Here is a 16,802-nt window from a genome sequence, read left to right on the forward strand (position 1 = left end):
GTAAATCTATTTTCTTAAGGATAATTTACGGAGCTTTTACATTTTTGGTACATTTTCTAATTGTCTTATAATTTTTGGTTATTTCTAATATACTCTTTTTAGTAAATAGTTGTTTGTATTTGCAAATTTAACGGGCCTTGTTTTATCGAAATTAGATAAGAGACCGAAGTTTTGTTTTGGTGGATTTGTAGTTGCGGGAAGTATGAAACTAGTAGAAAACGACTCTTCTTTTTCAGTTAATGGTCGTCAAAAGCAGAAGAAAACAGAATTTGTCGAAGAGTAATTATATTAAAACAAAGTTAATATTGGCTAGCTGTAAATTATTTTTCGGCAAGTAAACGGTGGTTTATATTATTGTATTTAAGTGTTTTACAAATTAAAAAACTAGATCTGTGCTATAACTGTAAAATGGTAATTCTAAATTTTGGCACACTACTTGAATATCTCATTTCAAATAACAATGAGATAGCGTAAGCCGAAAAGCTCAAGAGTAGGCAAAACACAAAATATAATTATCATGAAAAAAATTACCTTTTTAGTAGCTAGTATCCTTTTAATGGGAGGTGGTGTAGCAAATGCAACAGAAAAAAATAACTTGTCTAGTGAGAGAAGAGTTGCTGTAGATTTTAGAAATGCGGAACCGGTTGTTTTCACAGAAGGTGGAATTGAGTTCTATGTATTTGCCGATGGTCAATTTGATTTTAATACCCGTTCTTCAGCCCGAGATAAATCTTTTAAACCATATAAGAGAGGAAATGGAAATAAAAACTATGGTAACGTTGCTTCTTCTCATAGAGATAATTACGGTGTAAAAGTGGAATACGATAGAAGGGGGAATGTGACACGAATCGGAAATGTTTCAATCAATTTTGATTCAAATGATAGAATAAGACGAATAGGTTCTGTTCAGATGTCATACAATCGTTTTGCTTTGGAACGAGTAGGAGGCTTAGAGATTATCTATAACCGAAGAGGTCAAGTTGTTGACACTTATGGGTCTGTAAAAGGCGGTAGAGGGTATGCACATAACCAAGATAATGATTATGAATATGGAAGTGACAGGAACTCAAACGACCGTGATTATAGAGCTAATGATACGAAAGTTGTACAACGTGATAATAGAGTAGCAACTACTGTAGATGTTAGAATCGTAAAAAGAAATTAGTTTGTTGTACATTATTGGTTTAAAAAGTCCCGCTGGTATTTGTATCAGCGGGATTTTTGTTTTGTATAGACTGAGATGTCAAATGGATATTAGAAGCTAGCGAATTGATTATGGTCGTAAAGTTTAGACACAAAAAAACCGTCAAAATTATTCTTGACGGTTTCTTGTATAATTTTAAATAAAGTTTATGCTAGTAGATCTAAAACGAATGATGGATACAAACCTAGCGCTATATTCAAGACAATCGCTATAACCGCGACTGCGTAAATAACAAAAGGAGTTCCTGTTCTTTCTTGATTAGGCTCTTTTGTATACATCGCTATGATCACTTTAAAGTAGTATCCTACGCTTATAATTGAATTGATTACAGCAACTATAACTAAAGCAAGAAAACCTGCTTGCAGCATGTTATTGAATAAAAACAATTTGGCAAAGAAACCTGCAAAAATTGGAATTCCCGCCATAGATAATAGTGAAGCAGTTAAGATAGCCGCTAATAAAGGGTTGGTTTTTCCTAATCCGTGGAAGTTAACGATGTCTTCGTTTTCGTTGTTTTTACAAACATATATAATTACACTAAAGGCTGCGATTCCTGCCAATGCATAAGCTGAGGTGTAATACAATAATGTCCCAGCAGCATTTGTAGTACTTAGTAAAGTCATTAACATAAAACCAGCGTGGGATATCCCAGAAAATGCTAGTATTCGTTTTACGTTTACTTGTCTTAATGCCATTATGTTTCCTACGGTCATGGAAGCCATAGATATGATAACAATAACTAATTGGAATGAAGGCGAAATGTCCGCATGCATAATCGTTAGCAATTTAAATAATGTGGCGATAGCCACAACTTTTGCCAATGTGCTCATTAAAGCAGTGGTCAAGGTAGGAGATCCTTCATAAACATCAGGTGCCCAAAAATGAAATGGTACAGCTGCAATTTTGAAAAACATTCCGATAGTAACCAGTACAATTCCAATTGGGAACCAAACAGGCAATTCGGCAGATTGCGATAATTCGCTAATTTCAATAACATCAAAACTTCCCATCGCTCCGTATATTAGACAGATACCAAAAAGGATAATTCCCGAAGCAAAAGATCCCATTAAGAAATACTTTAAACCCGCCTCATTACTTTTTATACTTAATCTATTGCTTGCCGCCAAAATGTATAGGGCAATAGATAATACTTCGATTCCTAAAAAGAACATCGCTAAGTTTCCAAAAGAAACCATGGCAACTGTTCCTGCCAATAAAAATACTTTTATGGCAATAAAATCTGAGATTTTAGTTTGGTGATGCTCATAGAATTTATGACTCAAGGCCACTAAGAAAATGGTTAGGATGATAAACAGACCACTGAATGCAGTAGAAAATTTACTCACAATAATCATGTTGTTGTAGTAGGCTTCAGGAGAATTAAATTCTGAGATATCAAGGCCTAGAATGGCAAGTAACCCAATAATTGTTATGGGAACAATGGCTTTTCTTAGATCGAAAATTTCAAATAAAAGGCATAAAACACCTAATCCTATTATAGCTATTAATGTATTCATTTTTTTTATTTGACTAGTTAATTCTATTAATATGAGTTAAAATATTTTCCAAACTTGGTGTGATTAAGTCTGTAATTGGTTTTGGATACATCCCAAAAAAGAATAAAACTGCTATGATAGCAACCAAAGCAAATCCTTCTTTAAAAGTAACATCGGCAAATACTTTTGTATTTGTTTCTCCAAGCATCACTTGTTGGTACATTTTCAACATGTAGTAAGCTCCCAAGATGATAGTTGTTCCTCCTAAAAAGGCAAACCATACATTTATTTGTGAAAGACTGTATAATACCGTGAATTCCCCAACAAAGTTGAAAGTAGTAGGAAGCGCAACAGACGCTAATACCAGAAGTAAGAACATCGAAGCAAATTTTGGTGATTGCGAACGAATACCACCCATTTCAGAGATGTTTCGAGTTTCATATCTCCTAAATATGATTTCAGAGATAAAAAATAATCCAACTACTACAAATCCGTGAGCAATCATTTGTAAAACTGCACCGCGTAATCCGTCAATTGTCAATGTATAAGTACCTGCTGCAATTAGTCCAACGTGAGCTAATGAAGAGTAAGCTAGTAATTTCTTTAAGTCTTTTTGTCTCAAAGCAACAATTGAACCATAGATTACTCCAGCAATTCCAAGGCTTATGAAGATATACATGTATTCTTTTGCGGCAAGTGGAGCAATAGGTAATTGCCAGCGAATAATACTGTACAATCCCATTTTCAGCATAATCCCTGAAAGCAACATCGTTCCTACTGCAGGTGCTTTTTGATATACGCTTGCTTGCCAAGTATGGAAAGGAATAAGTGGGATTTTAATAGCGTAAGCTAAGAAAAAGGCCAAGAATATCCACAATTGTTCTGTTGCTGATAAATTTAATTTGTATAAATCTTCTAGTAAAAAGCTTCCCGCTTGTTGGTATAAATAAACAAATGCAATTAGCATAAATAAAGACCCAGCTAGTGTGTAGATGAAGAATTTTATTACCGCTTTTTTACGTTCTTCAGCATCACCGTTACCCCAAATTAAGGCAATGAAATAAATAGGGATTAAAGATAGTTCCCAGAAGATGTAATATAAAAGACCATCAGAAGCTAAGAACGTTCCTACCATGGCAAAAGCCATAAAAAGAATCAGAGCATAAAATGCTTTTGCATTTTTATATTCATTCTCAAAAGAAGAAAATATAATGATAGGTGTCAATGCTAATGTCAATAGAAGCATTGCGATTGATAAACCATCTGCTTGAAGTGCAAATGAAATGTTAGGTTGGTTGATCCATTGGTGGATAACACTAATGTTTTCGCCAGCATTAAATTGATTTAACAATACAATTGCACATCCTAGAGATGCTAGGGAAAAGAACAATGCTACTTTTGAAGCCAGTTTGTCACCAGCCAAATACGTTGCAAAGGCGCCAACAAAAAGTATAATTAACAGTATAGATACATTCATAGTATAAAATTATTGAACTAAAAATAAATAGGTTACAATGGCACACATGCCTAAAACAAAAGCAAAAAGATAAAAACCAATACTTCCGCTTTGTAATTTTTTTCCTTGAAACCCTATTTCATTGGTTACTTTTCCTAATCCAAAAACTAGAGAGGTCAAGGTGGTTTCCACATTATCTCTAAAGAATCTTGACAAGCCATTGATTGATTTCACGAATAAAAAGTCATAGATTTCATCTACATAATATTTATTGTATAACACTTTTGTAAAACCTGTAATAGCTGCATCTTCAGCAGGAACTTGATTTTGTTTGATGTATTTGGCATAAGCAATTCCAATACCTACTAGTCCACCAATAACAGCAACTAGCATCAACATATATTCTGAAGTTCCAAAGTGGTGTTCTTCTGTTGCTACTTTTGTAAATAGAGGCGCTAAGTATTCGTTCAGCCAGCTATTAGTTGGTAAACTAATCAATCCACCTATTGTTGCTAAAATTGCCAAAACAATTAAAGGGAATGTAATCAAAGCTGGACTTTCATGTAAATGACTTTTTTGTTCTGCGGTACCTCTGAATTCTTTGAAGAAAGTAAGGTATAACAATCTAAACATATAGAAAGCGGTCATTAAAGATGCTAATGAAGCGATGAACCAAAGTATTTTGTTGTGCTCAAAAGCCACCATCAAGATTTCATCTTTAGAGAAGAACCCAGAAAAAGGAGGTATTCCTGATATTGCTAATGAAGATATTAAGAAGGTAATAAATGTGATTTTCATTACTTTTTTCAATCCACCCATTTTACGCATGTCTTGTTCTCCGTGTAAAGCATGAATAACTGATCCAGAACCTAGGAACAAAGAAGCTTTGAAAAAAGCATGTGTAATTACGTGGAAAACGGCTACTTCATAAGCACCAAGTCCTAAAGCCAAGAACATCAATCCTAATTGAGAAACGGTAGAGTAAGCGAGCACTTTTTTAATGTCGGTTTGAACCAAAGCGATCGTTGCAGCTACAAGAGAAGTAACAGCACCTACAATGGCGATTATGTTTTGTACTTCGGGAGCTAGATCAAATATGTAATTTAATCTCGTAATCATAAAGATACCCGCAGTTACCATCGTTGCAGCATGTATTAAAGCTGAAACCGGTGTTGGACCTGCCATCGCATCAGGTAACCAAGTATATAATGGAATTTGTGCTGACTTTCCACAAGCTCCAATGAATAGAGCAAAAGCAGCAGCAGAGATCCAATACATGTTTAAATCTGTAGCGCCAGTAATTGCTGTTTTTAATGTAGCATAATCTAAAGTAGAAAATAATGATCCTATGATGAAGATTCCAATTAGTAAACCTAAATCTCCAATTCTATTCATGATGAACGCTTTTTTAGCAGCATCGTTGAATTCTTGGTTTTTATGCCAAAATCCAATTAGTAGGTAAGAACAAAGACCAACGCCTTCCCAACCGATGAATAGCACTAATAAGTTACTTCCTATTACCAAAGTAATCATAAAGAAGATAAATAGATTCAGATAAGCAAAGTACTTATGCATGTTCTCGTCATCATGCATATAGCTGATAGAGTACATATGTATCAGTGCACCAATTCCAGTAACAAAAAGCAGCCATAAGATCGATAATTGGTCTAATAGAAAACCAAAATCTACTTTAAAGTTGCTGATTTGAATCCAATCGAAAAGCGAAATTTGAATCCCCTCAGGATTTGCAACAATTACTCCGAAGAAATAAGCTGAAGCCAAAAAGGAAGTAAAAACAGCAAGGGTTCCAATAACTCCAGAAGCTGTTTTTCCGATACTTTTTCCAAAGAAAACATTAAATAAAAATCCTAAAAAAGGAGCTAATAATAAGAGTAAAGCTAAATTCGTATTCATTATAATTTATCCTTTTAAGTTTTTTAAATTATTGATGTCAATTGAGCCTAAATTCCTAAATATAGAAACTAGAATAGCTAAACCTACAGCAACTTCGGCAGCAGCTACAGCCATAGAGAAAAAGACGAAAATTTGTCCCTGGGCATCTTGGTGATACGTAGAAAATGCAACAAACAAAAGATTGACTGCATTCAGCATAATTTCGATAGACATAAATACGATAATTGCATTTCGTCTGTATAAAACTCCAAATACCCCAATACAAAAAAGTATCGTAGAAAGGAAAATGTAGTTTTCGATGCCTATTTCATTTAAAATATTGTTCATGTTATTTCTCTGTTTTTTCTTTTTTAGACAATAAAACCGTTCCAATCATTGCTACTAAAAGCAATATAGATGCAAATTCAAACGGAACCATATACTCATTCAATAAGACTTTACCCAATACTTTGATAGATTGGTAATCCTCTCCAGTAGTGATGTATTCTCCAACGATAGGTTTAGAGTTGATGAAAACCAAAATCAAAACGATACAGATTAAGCAAAAAGAAACAATTGCTCCTAATCGTGTAATTCTAGGTTTATGAACTTCATTTTCTTTATTCAGGTTCATCAACATGATGGTGAATAAGAATAGAATCATAATCGCTCCAGAGTAGACAATGATGTGAACAATGGCTAGAAATTGAGAGTTAAGTAATAGATAATGTCCTGCAATTGAGAAAAAACAAATTACAAGCCATAAAGCACTGTGAATAGGATTTCTGCTAAAGATTGCCAAAAAAGCTGTAGCAATAGAGACAGCTGCTAAAACACAAAAGATAATTAGTATAGTTGACATTAGTTAGCGTTTTTAAGTTGTGCATTTTGCATTGCGATATCTAAAGGCATGACTAATTTATCTTTTCCATAAATGAAATCTTCTCTGTCATAACTGGAAGCAACTAGTGTTTTTGAGGTTGTCAAGTAGATGGCGTCTTTTGGACACGCTTCTTCACACAATCCACAAAAAATACAACGCAACATATTGATTTCATATATCGAAGCATATTTCTCTTCTCTATACAAATGTTTTTCCTCTGGCTTGCGTTCTTCCGCTTTCATTGTTATCGCTTCTGCAGGACATGACAAAGCACATAATCCACAAGCAGTACAATTTTCTCTACCTTGTTCGTCACGTTTCAATTGGTGCTGACCACGGTAAACCGGACTCATTTCACGTACCTGTTCAGGATATTGAATGGTGACTTTTCTTGTAAATAAATGCTTAATCGTGATTATCATTCCTTTGACAATCGCAAGTAGATACATTTTTTCCAAAAAAGACATCTCTTTGTTAGAGACTACTTTTTTTCTTCCAGATAAGGATATGGTTTCTATTGACATTTTTTATTTTTTTGAAGCTATTCCCGCTATCCGTTACAATCCACGCAAAAGGCGTTGGATTTTCACTTCTATCAGGGCTAGACATTTTTCACTTCTATTTAAAATCCTAAATAAATTGCTATTTCTGCTCTCAAAATTACAATTCCAGTAATAATAATATTGACGATGGAAAGGGGTATTAATATTCTCCATCCCAAATGCATCAGTTGATCGTATCTAAATCTTGGAATAGTCCATCGTACCCACATGTAAAGGAAAATGAAACCACATATTTTGATAAATAAAGCGACGATTCCTATTACATTGGCAAGGTTTACACCCCAATTTTCAACTGCCCAACTCATTCCCGGATAATTATATCCTCCAAAGAATAAAACAGCAAGGATAGTAGAAGAGATAAACATATTAGCATATTCAGCAAATAAGTAGAAACCCATTTTCATAGAGGAATACTCTGTATGGTACCCACCAATTAATTCTGTTTCACATTCTGCTAAATCAAATGGAGTTCTATTTGTTTCTGCAAAAGCACAGATTAAGAAGATCAAGAACGACAACGGTTGGTAAAAAACATTCCAGTTCATTCCAGATTGTTGTAACGAGATTTCTCTCAAACTCAACGTTCCGGTCATCATTAATAGAGCGATCAACGAAAGTCCCATGGCAACCTCATAAGAGATCATTTGGGAAGCCGCACGAACAGCACCAATTAATGAAAATTTGTTATTAGAAGCCCATCCACCAATCATGATTCCGTATACACCTATTGACATTACTCCAATAAGGTAAAGCAAGGCAACATCTATGTCAGTTGCCTGTAAGATGATATCTCTACCAAAAAGGTGAAAATGATCACCCCAAGGAATAACGGCACTTGTCATTAAAGCAGTAGTCATCGCGATGGCAGGTCCTGCAAAAAACAATAAACGGTTTGGTGTATCTGGTTCAAATTCTTCTTTCGAAAATAATTTTAATCCATCTGCCAGCGGTTGTAATAGTCCACCTTTTCCAGCTCTATTTGGACCGATACGATCTTGAAGCCAAGCGGCTACTTTTCTTTCAGCCAAAGTAGAATACATTGCCATTAGCATTGTAATTCCAAAAACAACTAAAATAATAACGCTTTTCTCTATAATTATAGTACTATCCATTTTCTAAATGTTACCATGTTTAAAATCTTCCTCTTCTTCTTTATCCAAAGGGATAGCTGGCATGCTTATTTTTAAACGGTCTTGTTCTCTACCTCTTAATATAAAATCTTCGGTATCGATTACAACTGTTTTTAATTCTTGCGTGTAATTATTTTGATTGATAACAGAATCTTTGTCAAATGCTCTTGGCCCTTCAATAACCCAGTCAGCAGGTGTTTTGTGGTCAAAACGACATTCGTTGCAAATGAATTCTTCTACTTCATGATAAACATCTTTACGGCCCGTAACTCTTTGAATTTCGTCTCCAAACATCCAAAGGGTTGTTTTTCCGCAACATCCAGGGGTTGTACACTCTCTATGAGCATTGTAAGGCTTGTTGAACCAAACTCTAGATTTAAACCTAAAAGTTTTATCAGTTAATGCACCTACTGGACATACATCAATCATATTTCCTGAAAACTCATTGTCGATAGCTTTAGAAATACAAGTCGAAATATTCGAATGATCTCCTCTATCCATCACACCGTGTACACGATTGTCTGTCAATTGATCAGCAACCATCACACAACGGTAGCAAAGAATACAACGATTCATATGTAATTGAATATTTGGACCAATGTTTTCTGGCTCAAATGTTCTTTTCTCCTCTATAAATCTACTTTTAGCTTTACCGTGTTCAAAACTTAGATCTTGTAAATCACATTCTCCCGCTTGGTCACAAACAGGACAGTCTAGTGGGTGATTGATCAATAAGAATTCTGTTACTGATTCTCTGGCTTCTTTTACTCTGTCAGAAGATTTACTGTTAATTTCCATACCGTCCATGCATCCTGTAACACAGGAAGCCATTAGTTTTGGCATAGGTCTAGGGTCTGCTTCACTACCTTTAGCTACTTCAACTAAGCAACAACGGCATTTTCCACCACTTCCTTTTAATTTAGAGTAATAGCACATTGCTGGTGGCACAGATTCTCCACCTATCATACGCGCTGCTTGCAGAATAGTTGTTCCTGGTTCTACTTCAATTGCTTGACCGTCTATTGTTACTTTCATTTATCTTTTTGTTTAAAGTTTCAGGTTTAAAGTTTCAAGTTGTTGGACGCAAAACTTTAAATATGAAAATTTAGATACTATTTTAAACTATTTGTTTTGTTACTAAGTGCTTTACTTGAGCAAATGGTTCTTCAACAAAATGATTTCTGTTTTTTATTTTTTCTGGGAAACGAACGTGATATTCAAACTCATCTCTAAAGTGACGAATAGCTGCTGCTACTGGCCATGAAGCCGCATCACCTAGTGGACAAATCGTGTTTCCTTCAATTTTACTTTGAATACTCCATAGCAAATCAATGTCTTCTTCACGTCCCTGACCATTTTCAATACGCCATAGCACTTTTTCTAACCAGCCCGTACCTTCACGACATGGCGAACATTGTCCACAACTTTCATGATGATAAAAACGAGCAAAATTCCAAGTGTTACGCACGATACAAGAAGTGTCATTATATACAATGAACCCTCCAGAACCTAACATCGATCCTGTTGCAAATCCACCATCACTTAGTGATTCGTAAGACATCAAACGGTCTTCACCGTTAGCTGTTTTGTATATTAAATCAGCAGGTAAAATGGGCACTGATGAACCTCCTGGCACTAATGCTTTCAAGGGTCTGTCAGAACTCATTCCTCCTAAATATTCATCTGAATTCATGAATTCGTAAACGCTTAGTCCCAACTCAATTTCATAAACACCAGGATTTTTTACGTGTCCTGAAGCCGAAATTAATTTGGTTCCCGTAGATCTTCCGATTCCAATTTTAGCATAATCATCACCTGAATTATTTACAATCCATGGCACTGATGCAATAGTTTCAACATTATTTACCACTGTAGGGTTAGCCCACAATCCAGATACTGCTGGAAATGGTGGCTTAATACGAGGATTACCTCTTTTTCCTTCCAATGATTCAATAAGAGCGGTTTCTTCACCACAAATGTAGGCACCAGCACCACAATGAACGTATAGTTCTAAGTCGTATCCTGTTCCTAGTATGTTTTTACCTAACCAACCTGCGGCTTTCGCTTCGGCAATTGCTCTTTCTAAAATTTTATAAACCCACATGTATTCTCCACGTATGTAGATGTACGATAGGTTTGCACCCAAAGCAAAACTGGAAGTAATCATTCCTTCGATCAATAAATGAGGAATAAATTCCATCAAGTAGCGATCTTTGAACGTTCCTGGTTCAGATTCATCTGCATTACATACTAAATGTCTTGGTTTTCCTGATTTTTTATCAATAAAACTCCATTTCAATCCAGCGGGGAATCCAGCACCACCACGACCACGAAGTCCTGATGCTTTAACTTGCTCAACAACTTCGTCAGGAGTCATCGCTTTCATTGCTTTTTCCACTGAGGCATAACCACCGTTCTGGCGATATACTTCATAGGTTTTGATTCCTGGAATCTTGATTTTGTCTAATAATATCTTTTTTGACATATTATTTATCGTGTAGTATTATTTTATTATCTCGGCAATCAATGATTAATTGATCGATTTTTTCTTGTGTAAGATGCTCTTTGTAAAAATCGCCTAATTGCATCATTGGTGCATAACCACATGCTCCTAAACACTCTACTCCTTTTACTTCAAAAAGTCCGTCTGCAGTAGTTTCTCCCATTTTCACACCTAGTTTTTCACAAGTGTAGTCCATCAAATCTTCTGTTCCGTTTAAGCAACATGGCGAAGTTTGACAAAATTCAAATAGGAATTTTCCAACAGGTTTTTGATTGTACATCGAATAAAAAGAAACAACCTCATATACCTCAATTGGTAATATTTGGATGATTTCAGCTACTTTATCCATTAATTCAATACTCAACCAATTGTCGTGAGCATCTTGAACTTCATGTAAAACGGGTAATAAAGCTGATTTTCTTTTGTCTTCAGGGTAATGACTAATTAATTCATTGATGCGAGTCATCAATGCTTCAGTCATATTTATTTCTTGTTTGTAATGTTTACGTTCCATAATTTTATGCGTCTAATTCTCCAGCAATTACATTTAAACTTGATAAAATAACAATCGCATCAGATAGTAATGCACCTTTTATCATTTCTGGATAAGCTTGATAATATATAAAGCAAGGTCTTCTAAAATGAAGTCTATACGGTGTGCGACTTCCGTCAGTTACTAAATAAAAACCTAATTCTCCGTTTCCTCCCTCTACAGGGTGGTATATTTCTGCAACTGGAACAGGAACTTCTCCCATTACAATTTTAAAGTGATATATTAAGGACTCCATACTAGTGTAAACATCTTCTTTTGGAGGAAGATAATAATCTGGAACTTCAGCATGAAAATCGTTTCCTTCTGGCATTTTTGCCAGTGCTTGACGAATGATACTTAAGCTTTCCCAAACTTCAGCATTACGAACGCAAAAACGATCATAGGTATCTCCAGATTTTCCAACAGGAATTATAAAGTCGAAATCTTCATAAGAGCTATATGGTTGTGCGACACGTACATCGTAGTCAACACCTGCAGCACGTAAATTAGGCCCTGTAAATCCGTAGGAAATTGCTTTCTCAGCAGATATGGCCCCTACATTTATGGTACGATCCATAAAAATTCTATTTCTTTCAAATAGATTTTCGAATTCTTTCCAAGCAACTGGGAATTCTTCTAAAAACACATCTAATTTTCTGAAAGCTTCTGGCGACCAGTCTCTTTCAAAACCACCAATTCTTCCCATATTAGTTGTTAATCGAGCACCACAAATTTCCTCGTAAATCTCATATACTTTTTCTCTAAATTGAAAAACGTAAAGGAACCCAGTGTAAGCACCGGTGTCAACTCCTAAAATGGAATTACAAATAAGGTGATCTGTAATTCTCGCTAATTCCATTACAATAACCCTTAAATACTGAGCACGTTTTGGTACTTCAATATCTAGTAGTTTTTCTAAAGTCATCCACCATCCCATATTATTAATAGGAGAGGAGCAATAGTTCATTCGGTCTGTAAGGGGAGTAATTTGGTAAAAAGGACGATTTTCTGCAATTTTTTCAAAAGCGCGGTGTATGTAACCAATAGTAGGTTCCGCTTCTAAAATACGTTCCCCATCCATCAACAAAATGTTTTGAAAGATTCCGTGCGTAGCGGGGTGAGTAGGACCTAAATTTAGGATTGAAAGTTCGCTTCCATCCTCATTTAGCTTCTCTTTTATGATTTTAGCATATCGATGCTCTGGTGGTAATAATAGTTCTGACATTTATAGAATGTGAAAAATTATAGATTGTTTTTTTAGCAATTGTCTACTGTTCTACCGAAAAAACGGTCGTCTTTGTCTGTTCGTCCGCCGTCTTCCAAAGGAAACTCTTTACGCATAGGAAATGAAATCATTTCATCCATGTTTAAAATACGTTTCAATTGGGGGTGACCGATGAAGTCTACTCCGTAAAAATCGTAGGTTTCTCTTTCCATCCAGTTTGCACTTAGGAAAATGTTAGAGATGGTTTTTATCTCCGGTTTTTCACCATTAATAAAAGTTTTGATTTTGATACGCTTGTTATCGTACCAATTGTGCATGTGATACACGATTGTAAATTGTCTGTCAACTTCATTATCTGGATAATGTATTCCACATAAGTCAGTTAAAAAGTTAAAACGCAATAAAGGATCGTTTTTCAAAAAAAGGATAATAGCTGTGATTTTGTCTGCAGCTGCTTCAAATGAAAAGATGTCTTTTTCTTGATTAAAATGAAAGACATGATCACCAAACGTTTCCGTTAATTTATCTTGAATATCTATATTTTCTAATGCCATATCGTTATTTGATATTATAAGAGGCCAATAATTCTTGGTACTCCGGAGAACTTCTTCTTCTTACGGATTCTGTTCTAACCAATTCTTGTAATTTCATTACGCCATCTACAATTTGCTCTGGTCTAGGAGGGCAACCTGGTACGTAAACGTCAACTGGTATTACTTTATCAATTCCTTGAAGAACTGAGTAGGTGTCAAAAATACCTCCTGAGGAAGCACAAGCACCAACGGCAATAACCCATCTTGGTTCTGACATTTGTTCGTATACCTGACGTAAAATAGGAGCCATTTTTTTAGAAATAGTTCCCATAACCATTAGCATATCTGCTTGACGAGGAGAAAAACTCACACGTTCAGAGCCAAATCGTGCTAAATCATAATGCGAAGCCATGGTAGCCATGAATTCAATACCACAACAAGAAGTTGCAAAGGGTAATGGCCAAAGCGAATTGGCACGAGCCATACCTACAACATCATTCAGTTTTGTGGCGAAAAATCCTTCTCCAACAACACCTTCTGGCGGCTCAACCATTTTTATACTTGAATTACTCATTTTTTATTATTTTGAATTATAAATTTTGAATTATAAATTGTCTAGAATTTAAATTCAATCTTTAAATAATTTTTATTCCCACTCTAACGCTTTCTTTTTGATGATATAGAAAAAACCAACTAAAAGTAAAAGCATGAATATGACCATTTTAACCATTCCTTCCATTCCTAATTCTTTGAAGTTGATTGCCCACGGATAAAGAAAGATAACTTCTACATCAAACAGAACAAACAAAATCGCGACAAGAAAGTATTTTACAGAGAACGGAATACGTGCATTTCCTATGGATTCAACTCCACATTCAAAGTTTTTGTCTTTGATTTCTGACTTTCTTTTAGGTCCTAATTTCCCAGAAACGATAATAGTTCCCACTACAAAACCGGCAGCTAATAAAAACTGTATTAAAATCGGTATATAACTTAACTGATCAGATTGCATAATTAATGATTTTTATGTGCTAAAATAAGCAGCAAAGATAGGTTTCAAGGAATTAAAACACAAGTGTAATACAAGATTTAGTTACATTGAAAATCAAAGTACTTCGTAATTTTTAATGATTATAAATAATAATTTGAATTCTCTTTTTTGCAAGTCTGTTTTTAAGATTTAAGCAAAAAAAAACGTTCCGATATAAATCGAAACGTTTTAAACATTCGTAGGCAAAAAAATATTTTTTTGCTTAGATAACTGCTACTTTCGCAGCAACTTTTCCTTTTCTTCCTTCTTCTTCTTCATAGCTAACTCTGTCACCTTCGCGTAATTCTTCCGCGTTGATTCCTGAAGCGTGAACAAAAATGTCTTTTCCTGTTTCTTCGTCTGTAATGAATCCGTAACCTTTTGACTCATTGAAAAATTTAACTGTACCTGTACGCATTGTAATAGTAATAATAATTTATAATGAAGCAAATGTAATATTTAATATCATATGATTGTTAATAAATATTCTTTTTTTTTGAAAATAATTGATATTCAACGTTTTCCGGCAATTTTTACCGATTAACTACTGAATATTTAATTTTATATGTAGCTCTTTTAACTGGGATTCATCAATTGCCGATGGTGCATCAATCATAACATCTCTTCCTGAATTATTCTTAGGAAAAGCGATAAAGTCACGTATGGTTTCTTGTCCTCCAAGAATAGCAACTAATCGATCCAATCCAAAAGCTAGTCCTCCGTGCGGTGGAGCTCCAAACTGAAATGCGTCCATCAAGAACCCAAACTGCTCTTTGGCTTGGTCTTCTGTGAAGCCTAAGTATTTGAACATTAGTTGTTGCGTTGCTTTATCATGAATACGAATAGATCCACCTCCTATTTCATTTCCGTTCAATACCATATCATAAGCATTAGCACGTACTTTTCCAGGATCCGTTTCTAATAAATGCATGTCTTCCGGTTTAGGGGAAGTAAACGGATGGTGCATGGCGTGGTAACGACCACTTTCTTCGTCAAACTCCAATAATGGGAAATCAACTACCCAAAGCGGTGCAAATTCTGTTGGTATTCTTAATCCCAAACGAGTTGCTAGTTCCATACGCAATGCGCTTAACTGTGTTCTTGTTTTATCCGCAGGACCAGAAAGAACAAAAATCATGTCTCCCGGTTTTGCTCCTGTAGTTTTAGCCCAATTTGCTAGATCTTCTTGGTCGTAAAATTTATCTACAGATGATTTGAATGTTTCGTCTTCGTTGCATTTTACATAAACCATTCCCGAAGCACCCACTTGGGGACGCTTTACCCATTCGATTAATGCATCGATTTCTTTTCTGGTGTAGTTTCCAACACCGGGAGCTGCAATACCAACAACTAATTCTGCTGCATTGAAAACAGGAAAGTCTTTGTGTTTCGCCACTTTATTTAATTCACCAAATTCCATTCCGAAACGAATGTCCGGTTTGTCATTTCCATAAGTTTTCATAGCATAGTCGTACGTTATACGAGGAAATTTAGCTACATCAACTCCTTTTATTTCTTTCAATAAATGTCTTGTAAGTCCTTCAAAAACATTCAGAATGTCTTCTTGTTCTACAAAAGCCATTTCGCAATCAATTTGTGTGAACTCGGGTTGTCTGTCTGCACGTAAATCTTCGTCACGGAAACATTTTACGATTTGAAAGTATTTGTCCATTCCGCCTACCATCAATAATTGCTTGAAGGTTTGAGGAGATTGTGGTAAAGCGTAAAATTGACCTTCATTCATTCGAGAAGGAACAACAAAATCGCGGGCTCCCTCAGGAGTTGATTTGATTAAGTATGGTGTTTCTACTTCACAGAAATCTAAATCTGAAAGGTACTTGCGTACTTCCATTGCTACTTTGTGACGGAATAGCAAACTATTTTTTACCGGATTTCTTCTTATATCGAGGTAGCGATATTTCATTCGAATGTCTTCTCCACCATCAGTTTCATCTTCGATTGTGAAAGGAGGTGTTAAGGCAGCATTTAATATAGTTAGTTCTGTAACAAATAGTTCAATATCTCCAGTTGGTAAATTTGGATTTTTAGACTCTCTTTCTATTACTTTTCCTTTAACCTGGATTACGAATTCGCGACCAAGTGTTTTTGCTAATTCAAAGACAGTTTTATCTGAACGACCTTCGTCAAAAATTAATTGTGTTATTCCGTAACGGTCACGCAAATCAACCCAATTCATGAATCCTTTGTCTCTGGATTTTTGAACCCAACCGGCAAGAGTAACTTCAGTATTTATATGTGAGGCGTTGAGTTCGCCACAGTTATTACTTCTATACATTTTATTTATTTTTATATGCTGTTTTTACTAATGCAAAATACCTGAAGCCCGCTGGGCT

At 35.2% G+C, this 16,802-nt stretch carries 17 protein-coding genes; 1 reads left to right on the plus strand and 16 read right to left on the minus strand.

Annotated elements, in window-relative coordinates:
- The first annotated feature begins 517 nt into the window (after positions 1-517).
- Positions 518-1,165, plus strand: a complete 648-nt coding sequence (locus QO200_RS12880; protein WP_371540857.1) for a hypothetical protein — start codon at positions 518-520, stop codon at positions 1,163-1,165.
- A gap of 185 nt (positions 1,166-1,350) precedes the next feature.
- On the opposite strand, the gene QO200_RS12885 is transcribed toward QO200_RS12880, so the two are convergent.
- The 16 genes from QO200_RS12885 to aspS all read right to left on the minus strand — a co-directional run bounded on the left by QO200_RS12885 (position 1,351) and on the right by aspS (position 16,744).
- A complete protein-coding gene (locus tag QO200_RS12885; RefSeq protein ID WP_371540859.1) occupies positions 1,351-2,721 on the minus strand; it encodes an NADH-quinone oxidoreductase subunit N in 1,371 nt (456 codons plus the stop codon).
- Between the two features lie 13 nt (positions 2,722-2,734).
- Positions 2,735-4,177, minus strand: coding sequence for a NuoM family protein (locus QO200_RS12890; protein WP_371540861.1), 1,443 nt, complete (start codon positions 4,175-4,177; stop codon positions 2,735-2,737).
- 9 nt (positions 4,178-4,186) lie between these two features.
- Entirely contained in the window at positions 4,187-6,070 is a 1,884-nt protein-coding gene (nuoL, locus tag QO200_RS12895; protein WP_371540863.1) for an NADH-quinone oxidoreductase subunit L, read from the minus strand.
- Positions 6,071-6,076: 6 nt separating this feature from the next.
- Complete coding sequence (gene nuoK, locus QO200_RS12900; RefSeq protein ID WP_074723985.1) at positions 6,077-6,397, minus strand: NADH-quinone oxidoreductase subunit NuoK; 321 nt, start codon at positions 6,395-6,397, stop codon at positions 6,077-6,079.
- A 1-nt stretch (position 6,398) separates the two neighbouring features.
- Positions 6,399-6,911 (minus strand): NADH-quinone oxidoreductase subunit J, encoded by a 513-nt coding sequence (locus QO200_RS12905; RefSeq protein WP_091085098.1) that lies wholly within the window; start codon positions 6,909-6,911, stop codon positions 6,399-6,401.
- Positions 6,911-7,456 carry an NADH-quinone oxidoreductase subunit I gene (locus QO200_RS12910; protein WP_074723987.1) on the minus strand — a complete coding sequence of 182 codons (546 nt, stop codon included), beginning with the start codon at positions 7,454-7,456 and terminating at the stop codon, positions 6,911-6,913. The genes QO200_RS12905 and QO200_RS12910 overlap by 1 nt, the downstream gene beginning before the upstream one ends.
- Before the next feature lie 98 nt (positions 7,457-7,554).
- Positions 7,555-8,607: an NADH-quinone oxidoreductase subunit NuoH gene (nuoH, locus tag QO200_RS12915; protein WP_371540865.1), complete on the minus strand. Its 1,053-nt coding sequence runs from the start codon at positions 8,605-8,607 to the stop codon at positions 7,555-7,557.
- Between the two features lie 3 nt (positions 8,608-8,610).
- Positions 8,611-9,660 carry a 2Fe-2S iron-sulfur cluster-binding protein gene (locus QO200_RS12920; RefSeq protein ID WP_371540866.1) on the minus strand — a complete coding sequence of 350 codons (1,050 nt, stop codon included), beginning with the start codon at positions 9,658-9,660 and terminating at the stop codon, positions 8,611-8,613.
- Between the two features lie 82 nt (positions 9,661-9,742).
- Positions 9,743-11,110, minus strand: a complete 1,368-nt coding sequence (gene nuoF, locus QO200_RS12925; protein WP_371540867.1) for an NADH-quinone oxidoreductase subunit NuoF — start codon at positions 11,108-11,110, stop codon at positions 9,743-9,745.
- 1 nt (position 11,111) lies between these two features.
- Positions 11,112-11,642 (minus strand): NADH-quinone oxidoreductase subunit NuoE, encoded by a 531-nt coding sequence (gene nuoE, locus QO200_RS12930; protein WP_371540868.1) that lies wholly within the window; start codon positions 11,640-11,642, stop codon positions 11,112-11,114.
- Positions 11,643-11,646: 4 nt separating this feature from the next.
- A complete protein-coding gene (locus QO200_RS12935) occupies positions 11,647-12,885 on the minus strand; it encodes an NADH-quinone oxidoreductase subunit D (protein WP_371540869.1) in 1,239 nt (412 codons plus the stop codon).
- A 32-nt stretch (positions 12,886-12,917) separates the two neighbouring features.
- A complete protein-coding gene (locus QO200_RS12940) occupies positions 12,918-13,439 on the minus strand; it encodes an NADH-quinone oxidoreductase subunit C (protein WP_371540870.1) in 522 nt (173 codons plus the stop codon).
- Positions 13,440-13,443: 4 nt separating this feature from the next.
- Positions 13,444-13,992 carry an NADH-quinone oxidoreductase subunit B gene (locus QO200_RS12945; protein ID WP_371540871.1) on the minus strand — a complete coding sequence of 183 codons (549 nt, stop codon included), beginning with the start codon at positions 13,990-13,992 and terminating at the stop codon, positions 13,444-13,446.
- A 72-nt stretch (positions 13,993-14,064) separates the two neighbouring features.
- Positions 14,065-14,430, minus strand: a complete 366-nt coding sequence (locus QO200_RS12950; RefSeq protein ID WP_091085077.1) for an NADH-quinone oxidoreductase subunit A — start codon at positions 14,428-14,430, stop codon at positions 14,065-14,067.
- Positions 14,431-14,671: 241 nt separating this feature from the next.
- Complete coding sequence (locus tag QO200_RS12955) at positions 14,672-14,866, minus strand: cold-shock protein (RefSeq protein WP_007137066.1); 195 nt, start codon at positions 14,864-14,866, stop codon at positions 14,672-14,674.
- Between the two features lie 126 nt (positions 14,867-14,992).
- Positions 14,993-16,744 (minus strand): aspartate--tRNA ligase, encoded by a 1,752-nt coding sequence (gene aspS / locus QO200_RS12960; protein WP_371540872.1) that lies wholly within the window; start codon positions 16,742-16,744, stop codon positions 14,993-14,995.
- Between the last annotated feature and the right edge of the window lie 58 nt (positions 16,745-16,802).

This window comes from Flavobacterium sp. Arc3, from assembly GCF_041431375.1.
Classification (GTDB): Bacteria; Bacteroidota; Bacteroidia; order Flavobacteriales; family Flavobacteriaceae; genus Flavobacterium.

Excerpts from the sequence above, each read along its gene's own strand:
- nuoK (WP_074723985.1), bottom strand. The coding sequence starts at position 6,397 with ATGAACAATATTTTAAATGAAATAGGCATCGAAAACTACATTTTCCTT.
- QO200_RS12905 (WP_091085098.1), bottom strand. The coding sequence starts at position 6,911 with ATGTCAACTATACTAATTATCTTTTGTGTTTTAGCAGCTGTCTCTATT.
- nuoE (WP_371540868.1), bottom strand. The coding sequence starts at position 11,642 with ATGGAACGTAAACATTACAAACAAGAAATAAATATGACTGAAGCATTG.
- nuoH (WP_371540865.1), bottom strand. The coding sequence starts at position 8,607 with ATGGATAGTACTATAATTATAGAGAAAAGCGTTATTATTTTAGTTGTT.
- QO200_RS12910 (WP_074723987.1), bottom strand. The coding sequence starts at position 7,456 with ATGTCAATAGAAACCATATCCTTATCTGGAAGAAAAAAAGTAGTCTCT.
- QO200_RS12880 (WP_371540857.1), top strand. The coding sequence starts at position 518 with ATGAAAAAAATTACCTTTTTAGTAGCTAGTATCCTTTTAATGGGAGGT.
- QO200_RS12945 (WP_371540871.1), bottom strand. The coding sequence starts at position 13,992 with ATGAGTAATTCAAGTATAAAAATGGTTGAGCCGCCAGAAGGTGTTGTT.
- QO200_RS12885 (WP_371540859.1), bottom strand. The coding sequence starts at position 2,721 with ATGAATACATTAATAGCTATAATAGGATTAGGTGTTTTATGCCTTTTA.
- nuoL (WP_371540863.1), bottom strand. The coding sequence starts at position 6,070 with ATGAATACGAATTTAGCTTTACTCTTATTATTAGCTCCTTTTTTAGGA.
- aspS (WP_371540872.1), bottom strand. The coding sequence starts at position 16,744 with ATGTATAGAAGTAATAACTGTGGCGAACTCAACGCCTCACATATAAAT.
- QO200_RS12950 (WP_091085077.1), bottom strand. The coding sequence starts at position 14,430 with ATGCAATCTGATCAGTTAAGTTATATACCGATTTTAATACAGTTTTTA.
- QO200_RS12940 (WP_371540870.1), bottom strand. The coding sequence starts at position 13,439 with ATGGCATTAGAAAATATAGATATTCAAGATAAATTAACGGAAACGTTT.
- QO200_RS12955 (WP_007137066.1), bottom strand. The coding sequence starts at position 14,866 with ATGCGTACAGGTACAGTTAAATTTTTCAATGAGTCAAAAGGTTACGGA.
- QO200_RS12920 (WP_371540866.1), bottom strand. The coding sequence starts at position 9,660 with ATGAAAGTAACAATAGACGGTCAAGCAATTGAAGTAGAACCAGGAACA.
- QO200_RS12935 (WP_371540869.1), bottom strand. The coding sequence starts at position 12,885 with ATGTCAGAACTATTATTACCACCAGAGCATCGATATGCTAAAATCATA.
- QO200_RS12890 (WP_371540861.1), bottom strand. The coding sequence starts at position 4,177 with ATGAATGTATCTATACTGTTAATTATACTTTTTGTTGGCGCCTTTGCA.
- nuoF (WP_371540867.1), bottom strand. The coding sequence starts at position 11,110 with ATGTCAAAAAAGATATTATTAGACAAAATCAAGATTCCAGGAATCAAA.